This window comes from Streptomyces doebereineriae (genome assembly GCF_031845645.1).
Taxonomy (GTDB): Bacteria; Actinomycetota; Actinomycetes; order Streptomycetales; family Streptomycetaceae; genus Streptomyces; species Streptomyces canus.
Map to the genome: position 1 here is coordinate 220,589 of NZ_JAVREZ010000016.1, position 17,184 is coordinate 237,772.

At 69.3% G+C, this 17,184-nt stretch carries 19 protein-coding genes; 12 read left to right on the forward strand and 7 right to left on the reverse strand.

The window, feature by feature from the left end; genetic code table 11:
• Positions 1-23: 23 nt before the first annotated feature.
• Positions 24-1,763 (reverse strand): lysine--tRNA ligase, encoded by a 1,740-nt coding sequence (lysS, locus tag RNB18_RS36905; RefSeq protein WP_311718447.1) that lies wholly within the window; start codon positions 1,761-1,763, stop codon positions 24-26.
• Between the two features lie 139 nt (positions 1,764-1,902).
• On the opposite strand from lysS, the gene argS reads away from it, so the two are divergent.
• Complete coding sequence (gene argS, locus RNB18_RS36910; protein ID WP_311718448.1) at positions 1,903-3,672, forward strand: arginine--tRNA ligase; 1,770 nt, start codon at positions 1,903-1,905, stop codon at positions 3,670-3,672.
• Here argS and RNB18_RS36915 read toward each other — a convergent pair.
• Positions 3,650-4,018: a winged helix-turn-helix transcriptional regulator gene (locus RNB18_RS36915; protein ID WP_311718449.1), complete on the reverse strand. Its 369-nt coding sequence runs from the start codon at positions 4,016-4,018 to the stop codon at positions 3,650-3,652. The two genes, argS and RNB18_RS36915, sit on opposite strands and share 23 nt — an antisense overlap.
• Before the next feature lie 74 nt (positions 4,019-4,092).
• On the opposite strand from RNB18_RS36915, the gene RNB18_RS36920 reads away from it, so the two are divergent.
• Positions 4,093-4,746: an NADPH-dependent F420 reductase gene (locus RNB18_RS36920; protein ID WP_311718450.1), complete on the forward strand. Its 654-nt coding sequence runs from the start codon at positions 4,093-4,095 to the stop codon at positions 4,744-4,746.
• A gap of 37 nt (positions 4,747-4,783) precedes the next feature.
• On the opposite strand, the gene RNB18_RS36925 is transcribed toward RNB18_RS36920, so the two are convergent.
• Positions 4,784-5,188 (reverse strand): ATP-binding protein, encoded by a 405-nt coding sequence (locus RNB18_RS36925; protein ID WP_311718451.1) that lies wholly within the window; start codon positions 5,186-5,188, stop codon positions 4,784-4,786.
• 113 nt (positions 5,189-5,301) lie between these two features.
• On the opposite strand from RNB18_RS36925, the gene RNB18_RS36930 reads away from it, so the two are divergent.
• From RNB18_RS36930 to RNB18_RS36940, 3 genes are read left to right on the forward strand one after another with little or no spacing between them, the layout of a single operon-like run.
• Positions 5,302-6,117 (forward strand): helix-turn-helix domain-containing protein, encoded by an 816-nt coding sequence (locus RNB18_RS36930; RefSeq protein ID WP_311718452.1) that lies wholly within the window; start codon positions 5,302-5,304, stop codon positions 6,115-6,117.
• Complete coding sequence (locus RNB18_RS36935) at positions 6,114-6,290, forward strand: DUF397 domain-containing protein (RefSeq protein WP_311718454.1); 177 nt, start codon at positions 6,114-6,116, stop codon at positions 6,288-6,290. The genes RNB18_RS36930 and RNB18_RS36935 overlap by 4 nt, the downstream gene beginning before the upstream one ends.
• Positions 6,291-6,329: 39 nt before the next feature.
• A complete protein-coding gene (locus tag RNB18_RS36940) occupies positions 6,330-7,154 on the forward strand; it encodes a DUF4253 domain-containing protein (RefSeq protein ID WP_311718455.1) in 825 nt (274 codons plus the stop codon).
• Between the two features lie 20 nt (positions 7,155-7,174).
• On the opposite strand, the gene RNB18_RS36945 is transcribed toward RNB18_RS36940, so the two are convergent.
• The gene (locus RNB18_RS36945) at positions 7,175-8,008 is read right to left on the reverse strand and encodes an arylamine N-acetyltransferase family protein (RefSeq protein ID WP_311718456.1); all 834 of its coding nucleotides are present in this window, start codon (positions 8,006-8,008) and stop codon (positions 7,175-7,177) included.
• A 48-nt stretch (positions 8,009-8,056) separates the two neighbouring features.
• Here RNB18_RS36945 and RNB18_RS36950 point away from each other — a divergent pair, with 48 nt between their 5' ends.
• From RNB18_RS36950 to RNB18_RS36975, 6 genes are all read left to right on the forward strand, one after another.
• The gene (locus tag RNB18_RS36950) at positions 8,057-8,965 is read left to right on the forward strand and encodes a LysR family transcriptional regulator (RefSeq protein WP_311718484.1); all 909 of its coding nucleotides are present in this window, start codon (positions 8,057-8,059) and stop codon (positions 8,963-8,965) included.
• A 121-nt stretch (positions 8,966-9,086) separates the two neighbouring features.
• Positions 9,087-10,250 (forward strand): CaiB/BaiF CoA transferase family protein, encoded by a 1,164-nt coding sequence (locus RNB18_RS36955; protein WP_311718457.1) that lies wholly within the window; start codon positions 9,087-9,089, stop codon positions 10,248-10,250.
• A 48-nt stretch (positions 10,251-10,298) separates the two neighbouring features.
• Entirely contained in the window at positions 10,299-11,066 is a 768-nt protein-coding gene (locus tag RNB18_RS36960) for a crotonase/enoyl-CoA hydratase family protein (RefSeq protein ID WP_311718458.1), read from the forward strand.
• 1 nt (position 11,067) lies between these two features.
• Entirely contained in the window at positions 11,068-11,814 is a 747-nt protein-coding gene (locus tag RNB18_RS36965; RefSeq protein ID WP_311718459.1) for an acetoacetate decarboxylase, read from the forward strand.
• Complete coding sequence (locus RNB18_RS36970) at positions 11,811-12,779, forward strand: 3-hydroxyacyl-CoA dehydrogenase NAD-binding domain-containing protein (protein ID WP_311718460.1); 969 nt, start codon at positions 11,811-11,813, stop codon at positions 12,777-12,779. The genes RNB18_RS36965 and RNB18_RS36970 overlap by 4 nt, the downstream gene beginning before the upstream one ends.
• A gap of 1 nt (position 12,780) precedes the next feature.
• On the forward strand, positions 12,781-13,983 hold the full coding sequence (locus RNB18_RS36975) for an acyl-CoA dehydrogenase family protein (protein ID WP_311718461.1): 1,203 nt from the start codon (positions 12,781-12,783) through the stop codon (positions 13,981-13,983).
• Between the two features lie 51 nt (positions 13,984-14,034).
• Here RNB18_RS36975 and RNB18_RS36980 read toward each other — a convergent pair whose 3' ends face one another.
• Positions 14,035-15,237: an aminotransferase-like domain-containing protein gene (locus tag RNB18_RS36980; RefSeq protein WP_311718462.1), complete on the reverse strand. Its 1,203-nt coding sequence runs from the start codon at positions 15,235-15,237 to the stop codon at positions 14,035-14,037.
• A 107-nt stretch (positions 15,238-15,344) separates the two neighbouring features.
• Positions 15,345-16,247, reverse strand: coding sequence for an SAM-dependent methyltransferase (locus RNB18_RS36985; RefSeq protein ID WP_311718463.1), 903 nt, complete (start codon positions 16,245-16,247; stop codon positions 15,345-15,347).
• 234 nt (positions 16,248-16,481) lie between these two features.
• Between RNB18_RS36985 and RNB18_RS36990 the strand changes: the two genes are divergently transcribed.
• A complete protein-coding gene (locus RNB18_RS36990; protein ID WP_311718464.1) occupies positions 16,482-16,649 on the forward strand; it encodes a hypothetical protein in 168 nt (55 codons plus the stop codon).
• A gap of 30 nt (positions 16,650-16,679) precedes the next feature.
• Here the strand turns inward: RNB18_RS36990 and RNB18_RS36995 are convergent, their stop codons facing one another.
• Positions 16,680-17,039 (reverse strand): DUF805 domain-containing protein, encoded by a 360-nt coding sequence (locus RNB18_RS36995; protein ID WP_311718466.1) that lies wholly within the window; start codon positions 17,037-17,039, stop codon positions 16,680-16,682.
• Positions 17,040-17,184: the final 145 nt, after the last annotated feature.

Consider the following 17,184-nt stretch of genomic DNA (forward strand, 5'->3'; position numbering starts at 1 on the left):
CGAGGGCCCCTTCGCTGTACGGCCTACTCCCCGAGCAGCGCCCGGACCCGCTCCTGCCCCACGGCCAGCAGCAGCGTGGGCAGCCGGGGCCCGGTGTCCCGGGAGACCAGCAGCTGGTAGAGCAGGGCGAAGAACGCCCGCTGAGAGGTCTTGATCTCGGCCGGCAGCTCCTTGGGTGTGGCGTCCGCGGGGAACCCGGCCTGCACCTTGGGCACGCCGTACACGAGGTGCGTGAGCCCGTCGAGCGACCAGTGCGAGGCCAGCCCGTCCAGGAGCAGTCGTAGGGACTGCTGGGAGGCCTCGTCGAGGGACTTCAGCAGCTCGGCGTCGGGCTCGCCGCGCACGATGGTCCGCTGGTCGGCGGGCACCTGCGTGTTGATCCAGGCCTCGGCCTTGTCGTACCGGGGCCGGGCCTCGTCCAGCGCCGACAGCGGGTTCTCGGGGTCCAGCTCGCTGAGGATCCGCAGCGCCTGGTCTTCGTGGCCCGCGGTGATGTCGGCGACGGACGCGAGCGTCCGGTACGGCAGCACGCGCGCTGTCCGGGGCAGCTCCCCGCCGGCGGTCCCCACCGCACGGGAGTGCGCGGCGACGTCGGCCGGCAGGGCGGCCCCCTCGGCGACCTTGGCGTCCAGCTTGTCCCACTCGTCGTAGAGCCGCTGGATCTCCTGGTCGAAGGCGATCTTGAAGGACTGGTTGGGCCTGCGGCGGGCGTAGAGCCACCGCAGGAGCTGCGGCTCCATGATCTTCAGTGCGTCACCCGGCGTGGGTACCCCGCCCCGGGAGGACGACATCTTGGCCATCCCGGAGATCCCGACGAACGCGTACATGGGCCCGATCGGCTGCTTCCCGCCGAAGATCCCGACGATCTGCCCGCCGACCTGGAAGGAGGAGCCGGGCGACGAGTGGTCGACACCGGAGGGCTCGAAGACGACACCCTCGTACGCCCACCGCATCGGCCAGTCGACCTTCCAGACCAGCTTGCCGCGGTTGAACTCGTTCAGCCGGACGGTCTCGGCGAACCCGCAGGCGTTGCAGGTGTACGACAGCTCGGTCGTGGCGTCGTCGTAGGAGGTGACGGTGGTGAGGTCCTTCTCGCAGTTGCCGCAGTAGGGCTTGTACGGGAAGTACCCGGCGGACCCGGAGGACCCGTCGTCCTCGGCGGCCGCGCCGGACCCCTCGGCGGCCTCGACCTCGGCCTCGTCCACCGGCTTCTGCTGCTTCTTGGCCGGGGCCTTCTTGGTCCGGTACTGGTCGAGGATCGCGTCGATGTCCCCGCGGTGCGCCATCGCGTGCAGGATCTGCTCGCGGTAGACACCCGAGGTGTACTGCGCGGTCTGGCTGATCCCGTCGAACTCGACGCCGAGGTCGGCCAGCGCGTCGATCATGGAGGCCTTGAAGTGCTCGGCCCAGTTCGGGTGTGCGGACCCCTTGGGCGCGGGCACGGAGGTCAGCGGCTTGCCGATGTGCTCGCCCCACGACTCGTCGACGCCCGCGACGCCGGCCGGCACCTTGCGGTATCGGTCGTAGTCGTCCCAGGAGATGAGGTGGCGCACCTGGTGTCCGCGGCGCCGGATCTCGTCGGCGACGAGGTGGGGGGTCATGACCTCGCGGAGGTTCCCCAGGTGGATGGGGCCGGACGGGGAGAGCCCAGAGGCGACGACCACGGGTTTGCCGGGGGCCCGACGCTCCGACTCCTCGATGACCTCATCCGCGAAACGGGAGACCCAGTCGGTGGTCTCGGTGCTCTGAGCCACGATCGGCACGTCCTCTTTTACTGAAGTACTGAAGGTTGATGGACGCCCCATTCTCCCAGACCGCCCCGCGCCGGAGAAAACCGCTTTACCCCCCATGGGATACTGACGGTGTCTATCTGATCCCCCGAGGAGAACGGCACCCACTCCCATGGCCCCGGTCACGTCCCTCAGCGACTCCGTCAACCAGCAGCTCAGCTCCGCGATCTCCGCCACCCTGCCGGAGGCCTCCGCGGACCCACTGCTGCGACGTAGCGACCGGGCCGACTTCCAGGCGAACGGCATCCTGGCGCTCGCCAAGAAGGCGAAGGCGAACCCGAGGGAGCTGGCGACGCAGGTCGTGGCGAAGGTCGAGTCGGGCGACGTGATCAAGGACATCGAGGTCTCCGGCCCCGGCTTCCTGAACGTCACGATCACCGACCGGGCGATCACGGAGACGCTGGCCGCCCGGTACGCCGACGAGACGGGCCGCCTGGGCGTGCCGTACGCCCCCGACCCGGGCGTCACGGTCGTCGACTACGCCCAGCCGAACGTGGCGAAGGAGATGCACGTCGGCCATCTGCGCTCCGCCGTCATCGGCGACGCGCTGCGCGCGATGCTCGACTTCACCGGCGAGAAGACGATCGGCCGGCATCACATCGGCGACTGGGGCACCCAGTTCGGCATGCTGATCCAGTACCTGGTCGAGAACCCCGGCGAGCTGGCCCCCGCGGCCGAAGTCGACGGCGAGCAGGCCATGTCGAACCTGAACCGTGTCTACAAGGCATCGCGTGTGCTCTTCGACGCGGACGAGGAGTTCAAGGAGCGGGCCCGGAAGAGGGTCGTCGCCCTGCAGTCCGGTGACAAGGAGACGCTCGAGCTCTGGCAGCAGTTCGTGGACGAGTCGAAGGTCTACTTCTACTCGGTCTTCGAGAAGCTGGACATGGAGATCCGCGACGACGAGATCGTCGGCGAGTCGGCGTACAACGAGGGCATGCCCGAGACCGCCCGCCTCCTGGAGGAGATGGGCGTCGCGGAGCGTTCCGAGGGCGCGCTCGTCGTCTTCTTCGACGAGATCCGCGGCAAGGACGACCAGCCGGTCCCGCTGATCGTGCAGAAGGCCGACGGCGGCTTCGGCTACGCGGCCTCCGACCTGACCGCGATCCGCAACCGCGTCGTCGACCTGAACGCGACGTCGCTGCTGTACGTCGTGGACGTGCGCCAGTCGCTGCACTTCAAGATGGTGTTCGAGGCGGCCCGGCGCGCGGGCTGGCTGACCGACGGCGTCACCGCGCACAACATGGGCTACGGCACCGTGCTTGGCGCGGACGGCAAGCCGTTCAAGACCCGTGAGGGCGAGACGGTCCGCCTGGAGGACCTGCTCGACGAGGCCGTGGAGCGCGCCACGGCCGTGGTCCGCGAGAAGGCCGAGAAGGTGGGCCGCCTGACCGAGGAGGAGATCGTCGAGAACGGCCGGTACGTCGGCATCGGCGCCGTGAAGTACGCGGACCTGTCGACCTCGCCGAACCGTGACTACAAGTTCGACCTGGACCAGATGGTCTCGCTGAACGGCGACACGAGCGTGTACCTCCAGTACGCGTACGCCCGTATCAAGTCGATCCTCCGCAAGGCCGAGGGCGCGGGTCCCGTCGCCCACCCGGAGCTCGAACTCGCCCCCGCGGAGCGGGCCCTGGCCCTGCACCTGGACGCGTTCGGCGAGCTGCTGACGGAGGCGACGGCGGAGTACGCGCCGCACAAGCTGGCGGCGTACCTGTACCAGCTGGCGTCGCTGTTCACGTCGTTCTACGACCAGTGCCCGGTGATCAAGCCGCGTCCGGCGCAGGAGATCGCCGAGAACCGCCTGCTCCTGTGCGACCTGACCGCCCGCACCCTGCACCAGGGGATGGCGCTGCTGGGCATCAGGACGCCCGAGAAGCTCTGACGCATGCTGCTTCCTGGGCGGCCATAACCTCATCGCCGTGCTCGAAGGCCCATGCGCCGACGGCGTCGATGGGCGCCAGCAAGGTCCGTCCCAGAGCGGTGAGTCGGTACTCGACCCGTGAGGGTGCGTCGGGGTCTGCCTGCCGGTCGACCAGTCCGTTGGACTGCAGCCGGCGCAGAGTCTCGGTGAGGACCTTGGAGCTGATGCCCCCGATCCGCTCCCGTAATTCGACCGGGCGCATGGAGCCGTCGCGCAGTGCCCAGAGCACCACGGCGTTCCAGGTGTTGGAGAGCAGGTCGAAGGCGAGGCGGGCGCGGCAGTCGGCGAGGAAGGCGTCGGTGGTCACGTACCAAATGGTGCCCGAACGGCCTTCTAGCGTCGGTGTGAACCGTCGAAGCAGGCACGGAGAGGGACCTCGTGATGAGAATCGGTGTACTGGGCACGGGCAACATGGCCGACGCGCTCGCCGGCCACTGGGTGCGGGCCGGGCATGAGGTGGTGATCGGGGGACGGGACGCACACAAGGCGGAGCGGCTCGCGACGCGCATCGGAGGCAGCGCAAAGCCTGCCGGTCTGCGCGCGGCGGCCGAGTCCGGTCACGTGGTGCTGGCCGCACTGCCCTTCGGGGCGGGAGCAGACGTGGCACGGGACCTGCACGCGGCCCTGGAGGGCAAGGTGCTGCTCGACTGCTCCAACCCGGTCGGGCCGGGCTTCCGGCTGCTGACGGAAGGAGGCCCCTCAGCCGCGCAGCAACTTGCCGCAGCGGCACCGGGAGCCCACGTGGTCAAGGCTTTCAATCTCTGCCACGAGGACGTGTGGCGCATGCGGCCGCCCGTCTTCGATGGGCGACCACTGGCCGTTCCGGTCTGCGGTGACGACGAGAGGGCCCTCGTGCAGGTACGCGAGTTGGTGCGGGACGTGGGCTGCGAACCCGTGGCCGGCGGCGGTCTCGAACGTGCGGGGCTCCTGGAAGCGACCGCCGCGCTGTTCATCGCCCTGTGGGTCGGCGAGGGAGCGGATGCGCAGGCAATCGCACCTCCGCTGGCATACGCGGCCGGACCGAGCCACCAGTAAGCGGAGGGCGGGCACGGCGGCTTTCCGTCAGGGGTGCTCAGAGCATCGCCGCGAACTCGCACCACACCGCCTTCCCCAACTCCCGCTCCCGCACCCCCCACTTGTCACTCAGCGCGGCCACCAGCAACAGCCCCCGCCCACCTTCGTCCCCGTCGTGGACGACCTGCGGCACACCGCCCCCGCTGTCGTGCACCTCCACGACCAGAGCGCTCACGTCGTACCGCAGGAAGAGCCTCAACTGGCGCCCGGGCGGGACGCCGTGCAGCAGCGCGTTGGTCACCAGTTCGCTCACGCAGAGCAGTACGTCGTCCGCCCGCGCGGTCTCGGCGAGGCCCCAGCCGGCCAGGGCCTCGGCCGTGAACCGGCGTGCGGCCTGGGCGGATCGGCGTTCGCGGCGGAAGAACCTCTCGCGCAGGAGCGGTAGTCGGGTCGTCTCGTTCACGGGACGAGAGTTGCGGAGAGTGACTACCGTGGATCACTCGGTGAACCCGTACAGATTTTTTGTACGGGCTCGCACCGGGTGACGTACGCGCCCCGAGGGGGAGGGAGACCGTCATGAGCGCCAGGAAGCCGCCGCGGCCGAAGAACCTCACGTCCATGAAGATGCTGGGCAAACAACTCGGCACCGCGCGCCGTGCCGCGGGCCACACCCAGACCGCCCTCGCCGACCTCGTCCTCGTGGACGAGGAGACCATCGCGTCGATCGAGCAGGGCAGGCGAACACTGAAACCGGACCTGGCCACGCTGCTGGACGAAGTCCTGGAGACGAAGGGGATGTTGGCGGCGGGGGTGGCCAACCTGCCGGACATCGACCAGTTCCCGATGTGGGCCGAGGTGTACATGGAGCATGAGCGGGAGGCCATCGCCCTCTCCTGGTACGACAACGCGGTCCTGCCCGGCCTGCTCCAGACCGACCCCTACGTCCGGGCCGTACTCCGCAACCGCGTTCCCGCGTACGACGAGAGCGAGATCGAGACACGTACGGCGGCCTGCCTGCAACGCCAGGAGATCCTGCACCGCAGGAACCCGCCGACGCTGAGCTTCATCGTCTGGGAGCCGGTGCTGCACATGAGGATCAGCGGTAAGGAACAGCTGCGCCATCTTCGGACGATCGCTGAACTGCCCTGCGTTTCCCTTCAGTTCTTGCCACTGGCCAGTCCCTACCACGCGGGGCTGAACGGCCCCTTCACTCTCCTCGAAACACCGGACCACCAGCACCTCGCGTACACCGAATCTCAGCGCGGAAGCCAGTGGGTTTCCGACGCAGATGAGGTGTCCAGGCTGGCGCGCAAATATGCGATGCTGCGGACGCAGGCCCTGACCACACAGGACTCCATGGACCTGCTCGACCGCCTGCTAGGAGAGCAATGAGCGCCGAAGCACTTCAGTGGTTCAAGTCGACGTACAGCGGCGACGAGGGCGGCCAGTGCGTCGAGGTGGCCGCCTCCCCGCGCACCATCCACATCCGCGACTCCAAGAACCCCGAACCCACCCTCCGGGTAACACCCGCCACCTGGACCGCGTTCACCACCACCCTCAAGTAGCGACCGCGATTGTCAGTGGCGACCCCTACAGTCACTGACATGGCGACTCTTCCCAACCCGCTGCCCACCTTGGCGGCAGACCCGAGCGGCCGTTCGCTCGGACTCGGGCTCCCCCTCGGGAGACTGATCGACGAGACGGACGACGGTCCGTGGCATGAGCCGTTGTTGTGGCATGCCGAGTACTCCGCGTCCTCCGGCGCGTGGACCGCACTGGGCACCCCGGCCACGCGAACAGGCCTGCTGCCGGTGCTGATAGAGGTCGGTGGCAGCCAGGGCGGGCCGGACGAGTGGGAGTTGATGCCCGGGGAGATGTCGTACCCCGGGGACCACGACCCGGAGGAACTGCTCGCGGAGTACTGGGCGTACGCGATCGAGGAGCCCGACGACCTCGACGGGACGATCGCCCCCTACGACGAGGCATGGCCCGGCACCGCCCCGGCCCCGGCGTCCCTGCGCATCGACCCGGACCGCCGCGCCGCCGAGACGGCCGACGCGCTCCTCGACGAGGGTTCGTGGTTCAAGGAGCCGCGCCTCGCCCTGGTCCCGGCCCGCCGCAGCGCGGACATCCCGGCGGCCATCGGCTGGACGGGACCGATGAACTTCGAGGGCGACACCGCTCGTATCTGCGCGGTCCTCCGCTCCTGGGAGGACCGCTTCGGCATACGCGTGCTCGCGCTCGGCTTCGACCAACTGGTGCTGTCCGTCGCCGCCCCGCCCACGACGCAGGCCGAGGCGGAGGCCGTGGCCGCCGAGCACTTCGCGTTCTGCCCGGACAACATCACCCAGGGGGACCACGAGACCCTGCGGGAGTACGCCGAGCACGCGGTGCTGGGGCAGCGGGTCTGGTCCTTCTGGTGGGACTGACCTGGTGGGCCTGACCGGAGTCAGCCGGGGAGCAGCCGCGCTCCCTGCGGCGCGCTGATCCCGAACTCCTCCTCCAGGAGCCGCCGTGCCTCCGCCTCGTCGGTGAGCTCCCGCTTCTTCACGGTGCCGTCGGCACGGGTCTCCGTGAGCAGGCTGCCGTGGAGGAGGAGATGGCGTGCGGCGGTGACGCTCTGGACGTAGATCTGCTGGGTGAAGGGTGAGCGCGGGTTGGTCCCGATGTGCCAGTTGATGACGTCGAAGTCGGGCTTCTCGAACGGCTCCAGGGTGAAGGCGTACTGATCCGCCCACCTGTCCTCCTGGTGGGCCTGGAGCACCCACAGCTCCAGCGGCCCGCGGTGCGGCACTTGCACCAGACGGTGAAGACGCCCGGCGTCGAGGAACTCGGCGTCCGTCCGGAGCGGCACCGGTTCCAGCAGCGCGCCGATCGCCCCGAACCCGACGTCGGCGAGATAGGGCTGCGGGTCGCCGGGGATCTCCACGAGCAGCGCCATGTGGGTACGCGGCCGGCTCTCGATCCGCTCCGCCCCGAGGACGACCCGGGCCGCCAGCCGGATCACCCGGAAGCCGAGCGCCTCCAGGGCGAGCGAGAGCAGCGTGTTGTGCTCGTAGCAGTAGCCGCCGCGCGGGCTGTGGACCAGCTTGGCCATCAGGTCGGCGGGGTCGAGCGAGGGTGCCGTACGGCGCAGGGCGTCCAGGTTCTCGAAGGGGATACCGCGCGCGTGCGCCAGATGCACCCCTCTCAGCGTCGCCGCATCGGCTCGCCGCTCCCCCTCCCACCCGATCCTCCCGAGATACGCGTCAAGATCGAACCCCAAGTGCCCCAAGGTCTCCATGCCCTCCACGATGCCATCAGCCCTGCCGTTAGGGTTGGCGCCGTGGAAATGCTGCACCTGCGCTATTTCGTCGCCGTCGCCGAGGAACTGAACTTCACCGCCGCGGCTCGCAGACTGCACATGTCGACGCCCCCGTTGAGCAAACGGATCAAGGACCTGGAGCATGAGGTCGGGCACCGCCTCTTCGACCGCAGTACCCACCATGTCCGGCTCACTCCGGCCGGCACGGCACTGCTGCCGATCGCCCAGGACGTACTGGAACAGGTCAACTCGATCCCCTGGCGGCTGACCGAGGCCACGCGGCCGCAGCGCAGCACCGTGTTCCTCGGCATGCCCGAGGGCGTCCACCCCGACCTGCGCGACCGGGTCAACACCCTCGCCGAGCGGGTGCGGGAGCGGTTCGAGGTCAAGCGCTGGCCCGGTGCCACCGCCGATCTGGTCACCGCGGTGCGCGACGGCCGCCTCGCGCTGACCCTGGCCCGGCTCCCGGTCACCGGCCCCGCGCTGGGACAACTGGAGCAGCTGACGGTGATGTCGGAGCGGCTCGGCGCGGTCGTACCGGCGGACCGGTTCGCCGGCCGGGAGGCCATCGCGCTGGCAGAGCTCACCGACCTCCCCTACGCCGCCTCCCCCGACATCACTCCCGCCTATTTCGACCAGCTCGACCGCGAGTTGTCGGAACTCGGGGTGAAGAAACGCATCAAAATCACCCACGCGGGATTCGGTGCAGCCTCCGAAGTGATTTCCTCAGGAATGGCGTTCTCCATTTCCATGCTCGACGAGAAAAGCCCCATGCACGGTTATGGAATAGAGAATGTGACCGTCCTCCCCTTCACGGATTTCCACCCCCGTCTGGAGACCGCCCTCCTCTGGAACCGCGACCGCGGCGACTGCGGTGACCTGGAAGAACTCGTCACCTCCGTCCGCGAGATCTTCAGCGAGCCGATCCAGATCTAGCGGCCACAACGGTATGACCGCTGTGGTCATACCGCCCTTCGTAGCTTGATCATTCCGTTTCTCCTCCGTCCTCACTAGCTTCGATATCAGAGCAACGAAGCAAGGTGCGAAAGGACGAACGATGACGGACACCAACACCCCCACCGGCCCCCTGGACGGTGTGCGCGTAATCGACCTCTCGACCGTGGTGATGGGCCCGTACGCCGCCCAGATCCTCGGTGACCTCGGCGCCGACGTGATCAAGGTCGAGTCCCCCGCCGACACGGTGCGCGTCGGTCAGTACCGCACCACGCCCGGCATGACCCCGCTGAACCTCAACGTCAACCGCAACAAGCGCAGCGTCGTGCTCAACCTCAAGGACTCCGCCGAACGCGACCGGGCCCTCGAACTGATCGACACCGCGGACGTGCTCATCACCAACATGCGCCCCAACGCGCTCAGCCGCCTCGGCATGACCTACGACGACGTCGCCCGGCGCAACCCCGGCCTGGTCTACGCACACGCACAGGGCTTCCGCAGCGACTCCGACCGGGCCGGCGACGCCGCCTACGACGAGACCGTGCAGGCCTCCTCCGGGCTCGTCGACATCGCCCACCGTGCTCTGGGCGAGCCGGTCTACCTGCCGACCATCCTCGGCGACAAGGTCTCCTCGCTGACCATCGCCTACAGCGTGCTCGCCGCGCTGCTGCACCGGAACAGCACCGGGCAGGGCCAGCGCATCGAGATCCCGATGACGGACACGCTGATCGCCTTCAATCTGGTCGAGCACCTCTCCGGGCACGTCTACGAGCCGGCGCAGGGCACCACGGGCTTCCCGCTGTCGATGACGAAGGGCCACCGAGCCGTCCGCACGAAGGACGGTCTCGCCTGTGTGATGCCCTACAACCCGCAGAACTTCCGGGACTTCTTCGCCGCCGCAGGCCGTGCCGACCTGGCCGCCGACCCGCGCATCAACGGCGAGGCCATCGACGGTGCCGACCACGAGGCCCTGGCCGCGCTGATCGACGAGTGCGCCCCGGCGCTGACCACCGCCGAGTGGGCCGAGGTGTGCTCCAAGCACAGCATCCCGATGGCACCGGTCCTGGAGCTGGACCGCGCGCACGAGGACGACTACGTCCGCGGCGGCCACCTCCTCGACACCGTCGAGCACCCGACCGAGGGCGCGATCCGCACCGTGGGCATCCCGGTGCACTTCTCCGCCACGCCCGGCTCGATCCGCCGCCTCGCTCCCGTCGCGGGCCAGGACACCGCGGACGTCCTCGCCGAGCTCGAAGCCGCTCGCTGAGCCCGCGCAGAAAGCCCGCGGAGAAGCTCGCACAGAAAGAAGCAAGCCATGAGCACCCCCGAAGTCCGCACCGAGCGGATCGACTCCACCCTGCTGATCACGATCGACCGCCCGCAGGCCCGCAACGCCGTCAACGCCGCCGTCGCCGCAGGCCTCGCCGCCGCTCTGGACGAACTGGAAGCCGACCCCGCGCTCCGCGTCGGCGTCCTGACCGGCGCGGAGGGCACCTTCAGCGCCGGCATGGACCTCAAGGCCGCCCTGCGCGGCGAGTCCCCCGAGATCGAGGGCCGCGGTTTCGGCGGCCTCACCGAGACCGAACTGACGAAGCCGTTGATCGCCGCCGTCGAGGGCTGGGCGATGGGCGGCGGGTTCGAACTGGCCTTGGGCTGCGACCTGATCGTCGCCGCCGAGGACGCGAGGTTCGGCCTGCCCGAGGTGAAGCGCGGCCTGATCGCCGCGGGCGGCGGAGTGATCCGGCTGCCCCAGCGCATCCCGCACCACCTGGCGATGGAGTTCCTGCTGACCGGCGAACCGGTCGACGGCCGCCGCGCCGCCGAGCTGGGCCTGGCCAACCGGGTCACCGCCCCGGGCGAGGCCACCGCCGTGGCACTGCAACTCGCCGAGCAGCTCACGCGGAACGCCCCGCTGGCGCTGGCCGCGGTGAAGCAGATCGTGCGCGCCTCCCACGGTGTGCCCGAGGCCGACGCCTTCGCCGTACAGCGCAAGGAAATGGCCGACCTGACGGCCTCGGCCGACGTCCGCGAAGGCATGACCGCCTTCGCCGAGCGCCGCGCCCCGCAGTGGACGGGCAAGTGACATGAGGATCGAAGAAGTCCGCCGGCACGTGATCACCCCGCTGACCGGCCCGGCGTTCCCGCCGGTGGTCCCGAGGTTCACCGACCGCGAGTACCTCAACATCGTCTACCGCACCGACGCCGACGCGCTGCGCGCCGTGGTCCCCGAACCCCTGCGGATCGACGAGCCGTTGGTCCGGTTCGAGGTCATGAAGATGGGCGATGTCAGCGGCTACGGCCCCTACACCGAGGCCGGCCAGGCGATCCCGGTGACCCTCGACGGCGAACGCGGCGAGTACCTGCACGCCATGTACCTCGACAACTTCCCGGCGACCGCGTCGGGGCGCGAGGTCAGCGCGTACCCGAAGACGATCGCCGCGCCGAGCCTCCACGTCGACCACGGCGCCCTGGTGGGCACCCTCGACCACGGCTCGCTGCGGGTTGCCACCGCGACCATGGGCTACAAGCACCACGCGCTCGACCGGCGCGAGGCCGAGGCACAGATCACCGTGCCGACCTTCATGCTCAAGACGATCCCCGGCTACGACGGTTCGCCGCGCGTGCAGGAACTCGTCCGCACCGAGATCACCGACATCGAGGTCACGTGGGCCTACACCGGCCCCGCGAGGCTCCAGCTCTTCCAGCACGTCCTCGCCCCGCTGGCCGACCTACCGGTCCTGGAGGTCGTCTCCGCGAGCCACATCCTCACCGACCTGACGCTCGCCCCGGTCAAGCCGGTCTTCGACTACCTCGAAGGAGCAGCGTCGTGACACACGACTTCCGTACGGCCGCAGTGATCGGCGCCGGCACCATCGGCCTCTCCTGGACGACCCTCTTCGCCGCCCACGGCTTCACCGTCCACGTGACCGACCCCCGCCCCGACCTCGCCGAAGCCGTCGACGCGGCCCTGGCCGACTTCGCCCCGCACCTCGCGGCCCGGGGCCTGGACGTCGAGGGACTCGCCGACCGGGTCCACCTCGCGGCCGACGTGACGGAGGCGGTCCGGGACGCGGACGTGGTCCAGGAGAACGGCCCCGAACGGGTCGAGTTCAAGAAGGACCTGTTCGCCACCCTGGTCCGCGAGGCCCCTGCACACGCCCTGCTGCTGAGCTCCTCCTCGGCGATCCCCTCAACCGACTTCACCACGGACCTGGCCCGGGAGGACGCCGGCCGCATCCTCATCGGCCACCCCTTCAACCCGCCCCACCTGATCCCCCTGGTCGAGGTCGTCCCCGGCGAACACACCACCGAAGAAGCCGTCCAGGCAGCGGTCGACTTCTACACCCTCCTCGGCCGCACCCCGGTCGTCGAGCGCAAGGAGATCCCCGGCTTCGTCGGCAACCGTCTCCAGAACGCCCTCAGCCGTGAGGCGGTCTATCTCGTCGAGCAGGGCGTGGTGACCCCCGAGGACCTCGACAAGGTGATGACTAACTCCCTCGGCATCCGCTGGTCGACGGTCGGCCCCTTCCTCGGTTCCCACCTGGGCGGCGGCCCCGGCGGCTACCGGCACATGGCCGAGCACATCGGCGCCTCGATGAAGCGGATGTGGGCGGGCCTCGGCACACCGTCCCAGACCGCCGAGGAACAGGAACGGCTCATCGAAGCCGTAGAGAAGGCTTACGGCTCCTCCACGTACTCGGAACTCGCCGAGACGCGCGACCGCAGGCAACTGGCTGTCCTGGCCGCGCTGGACAGCGCGGACACCTCGGACACGTCCCACAAGGAGGAGAACTGAAATGACCACCACCATCGAACCCCTCGAAGACCACCTGATCTCCGACTTCTACGACTACGAGGCCCTGCTGCCCGACGAGGAGCGCAAGCTCCTCCTCAAGGCCCGCACCCTCATGCGCGACGAGGTCAAGCCGCTGGTCAACGAGAACTGGGGCAACGGCACCTTCCCCCGGGAACTGATCGGCATCTTCCGCGACAGCGGCCTGGCAGGCCTCCCCTACGAGGGCTACGGCGAGCACCGCCCCGCCGTCAGCAACCTGCTCACCGGCATGATGGCGATGGAGATGAGCCGCACCGACGCCTCGGTGGCCACGTTCTTCGGCGTCCACAACGGACTGGCGATGTACTCCATCCACTCCGGCGGCGACCGGGAGCAGCGGGACCGCTGGCTGCCCGAGATGGCCGCGATGGACAAGATCGGCGCGTTCGCCATGACCGAGCCGCTCGGCGGCTCCGACGTGGCGGGCGGCATGCGCACCACGGCCAGGCGCGACGGCGACGGCTGGATCCTCAACGGCGCGAAGAAGTGGATCGGCAACGCGACCTTCGCCGACTACGTCGTCGTCTGGGCGAGGGACGTCGACGACAACCACGTCAAGGGATTCGTGGTCGAGAAGAACACTCCCGGCTTCGAACCGACGAAGATCGAGGGCAAGATCGCCTTCCGGATCGTGGAGAACGCCGAGATCACCCTGACCGACGTCCGCGTCCCGGAGGCGAACCGCCTCCAGAACATCGACTCCTTCCGCGATGTGGCGGAGATCCTGCGCGCCACCCGCGGCGGGGTCGCCTGGCAGGCGCTGGGCGTGATGATCGGCGCCTACGAACTCGCCCTGGACTACGCCAAGGAGCGCAAGCAGTTCGGCCGCCCGATCGCCCGGTTCCAGCTGGTGCAGGACCTGCTCGTGAAGAGCCTCGGCAACATCACCGCCTCCTGGGGCATGCTGGTCCAGCTCGCCCGCCTCCAGGATGCCGGGATCTTCCACGACGAACACTCCTCGCTGGCCAAGGCGTTCGTCACCTCGCGGATGCGGGAGGTCGTCGCCTGGAGCCGGGAGATCTTCGGCGGCAACGGGATCGTGCTGGACCACGACATCGCCCGCTTCTTCACCGACGCCGAGGCGATCTACTCCTTCGAGGGCACCCGGGAGATGAACACCCTGATCGTCGGCAAGGCGATCACCGGACAGAGCGCCTTCGTCTGAACCAACACCCGAACACCGACCGCATGGGGCGTGACTCGCGCAGGAGACGAGTCACGCCCCTCCGCGCAACCCCTCCCCCAGCCTCCGCAGCCCCTCCCCGATCTCCTGCGGCGTCTGCGTCACGAAGCACAGCCGCAGGGTCGAGCGGTCGGGCTCACCGGCGTAGAAGGGTGTCCCAGGGACGTAGGCGACATCGCGCGTCACGACCTGCGGAAGCAGCGCGGTCGTGTCGTAGGACGACGGAAGCCGCGCCCAGAGGAACATGCCGCCCTCGGGCCGGGTCCAGGTCGATCCCTCGGGCAGGGCGTCGGCCAGGCCCGCCAGCATGGCGTCCCGCCGCTCCCCGTACACCCCCGCGACGCGCCGCACATGCGCGTCGAGGTCCCGGTCGGCCAAGTACCGTGCGGCGGCGAGCTGGTTGGCGGTCGGGGTGTGCAGATCGGCGGCCTGCTTGGCGACCGCGCAGGCCCGCCGCAGCGCGCCGGGCGCCCGCAGCCAGCCGAGCCGCAGCCCGGGGGCCATGACCTTGGAGAAGGACCCGAGCAGGACGACCCGGTCGCGGACCTCCTCGTGGGAGGCGATCCACGGCACCCGCTCGCCCTCGAAGCGGAGTTCGCCGTACGGGTCGTCCTCGACGATCCACAGCCCGCACCGCGCGGCCACGGACGCGACGGCGGCCCGGCGATCCACGGACATGGTGCGCCCGGTCGGGTTCTGGAAGGTGGGCACGGTGTAGAGCAGCTTGGGCCGCTCCCGCACGACGAGTTCCTCCAGAGCCACGGGATCGGGCCCCTCGTCGTCCCCCGGCACGGCCACCACCCGGGCGCCCGCGAACCCGAAGGCCTGAAGGGCCGCCAGATAACAGGGGCTCTCGACGAGCACCGTGTCACCGGGCTCGATCAGCGTGGTGGCCAGCAGCGACAGCGCCTGCTGCGATCCGGTGGTGACGAGGACGTCGTCGGCGCCGGTGGCGAGCCCGCGGGCCGACATCCGCTCCGCGAGAGCCGTCCGCAGCACGGGCTCACCCTCGGTGGTGGAGTACTGGAGCGCCCGCTCGGGCACCTCCTCCAGGACCGCCCGGAAGGCGTCCGCGATCCCCTCTGCGTCGAACAGTTCGGGCGCCGGCAGCCCGCCCGCGAAGTTGATGACCTCGGGGCGGGCGGTGACGGCGAGGATGTCCCGTACGGGCGACCCACCGACCGACCGGGCCCGGGCGGCGAGCGGCGGCACGGAAGCGAACGTGGGCACCGTCATGGCACGGCTCCTTCGACTGCGGACTGCGACGACTGGGTCCAGCGCAGCCTAAGCAAATGAATGCTGTCTACAGGCACCTTTCCGCGATACGGACATCACGCACCCGCTCACGCCTTGGTGCCGGTCGCCCCGTAGACGTTGATGTCGTCGTCCGTGACGTCGTTGATGTCCCGGTAGCGGATCTTCTCGATGTCGTCGAGGGACTCGAAGTCCTCGGCGTCGATGGCCGGCGGCGCGGGCGCGGGCCCGGGGTGCCACAGATGCGCGGGCACCACACCGGGCTCGTCCAGGGAGACACCCGGCGCCTCGGTGAAGAACCGCTCCACCTCCCCCTTGGACCGGAACACGAAGGTGAACCCGCGTTCGGTGTAGGTCCGCTGGACCGCGCGGGTGGGCTCGGGATGCATCTCGTCGGTCAGATGACTGAGGACGATCCGGCTGCCGGAGGGCAGGGCCTCCACGAGCTCCCGCACGATCGGATAGGCCTCGTCGTCCTCGACGAAGTGCAGGATCGCGACCAGGCACAGCGCGATCGGCTGGTCGAAGTCCAGCGTCTTGGCGGCCTGTTCGAGGATCTGCGCGGGACTCTTGAAGTCGGCGTCGATGTAGTCCGTACGCCCCTCGGGTCCGCTGGTGAGCAGCGCGCGGGCATGCGCCAGCACCACCGGGTCGTTGTCGACGTACACGACCCGCGCGTCGGGCCGGATCCGCTGGGCGATCGTGTGGACGTTCTCCGCGGTGGGCAGCCCGGTGCCGATGTCCAGGAACTGCCGGATCCCGTCCCGCTCGGTCAGCCTGTCGACGGCCCGGCGCATGAAGTCACGGTTGTGGCGTACGTCGAGGTACCCGCGGGGGTTGGCGGCGAGCGCGGCGGCGGCCGCCTCACGGTCGGCGGGGTAGTTGTCCTTGCCGCCGAGGAAGACGTCGTAGACGCGGGCCGGATGCGCCTTGGTGGTGTCGATCCTCCTGGCCAGCTCGGCCGGGTCCTGGCTCAGCGCGTCACCGGACATGGCGTCTCCCCTGTGAATGTGTCGGTCCTTCAACGGACAACCACCGCGATCGTCAAGAACCTAACTCCCCGGGCGACTTGATGGTGCCCGGTGCCCGAGATGCCCCGTCCCGCATCCCACGAAAGGGACTCGGGAAGCCACATCTCCGCAGGTCAGCGCGGCCCCCGGCACAAGGCCGTCCCGAATCCCCCGCCAGGGCTGGCGAACGCTCCCGCTCCCCCGCAGCCTGATCCCATGCCCACCCGACCCCACACCCCCACCACCCTCGCCCTGCTGACCCTCCTCGTGCTCCTCACCCTCACGGGCTGCAAAGACGGCCAGGGCGTACGCGACGAGGGCCCGGCCACGAACAAGGCGGCCGCGGTGAGCCCCGCGGAAAACCAGAAGGCCGCCCGGCATTGACCGGGCGGCCTTCGAAGCAGAGCTACGGCATCACACGTGCGCGGGGGCGAAGCCCTTCGGGTTGGGGCCGTACTTGTTGTCGCTCGGCTCGCTGTCCAGCACCGAGAAGACGAACAGGGTGATGCCGCCGGCAAGCGGAACCAGACCGAACAGGACCCACCAGCCGCTGCGGCCGGTGTCGTGCAGGCGGCGCACGAGGACGGCGAGGCTGGGGAGCAGGATGGCAACGTAGAAGACGATCGGGATCCACGCCTGCTTGGCCACGACGCCGATGACGGCCAGCACGATGTAGATGATCGTGACGAACAGGGTGTACATCCAGTATTCCTTGCGGCGCGCGCGGCCGCTGAACACGGCGTACTTCTTCAGCACATCGAGGAAGTAGTTCATGGTGGTGTCCCCCAGGGATCGACGTTCGGAACTGTTCCGAATGGATCAGGCCAGGCGCAGAAGATATGAAGGATGTCGGGAACTCGTCAATTCGACGGATGTAAGCGATTCATCAAGTCGTGCACCTGACGCACCCCGACAAATC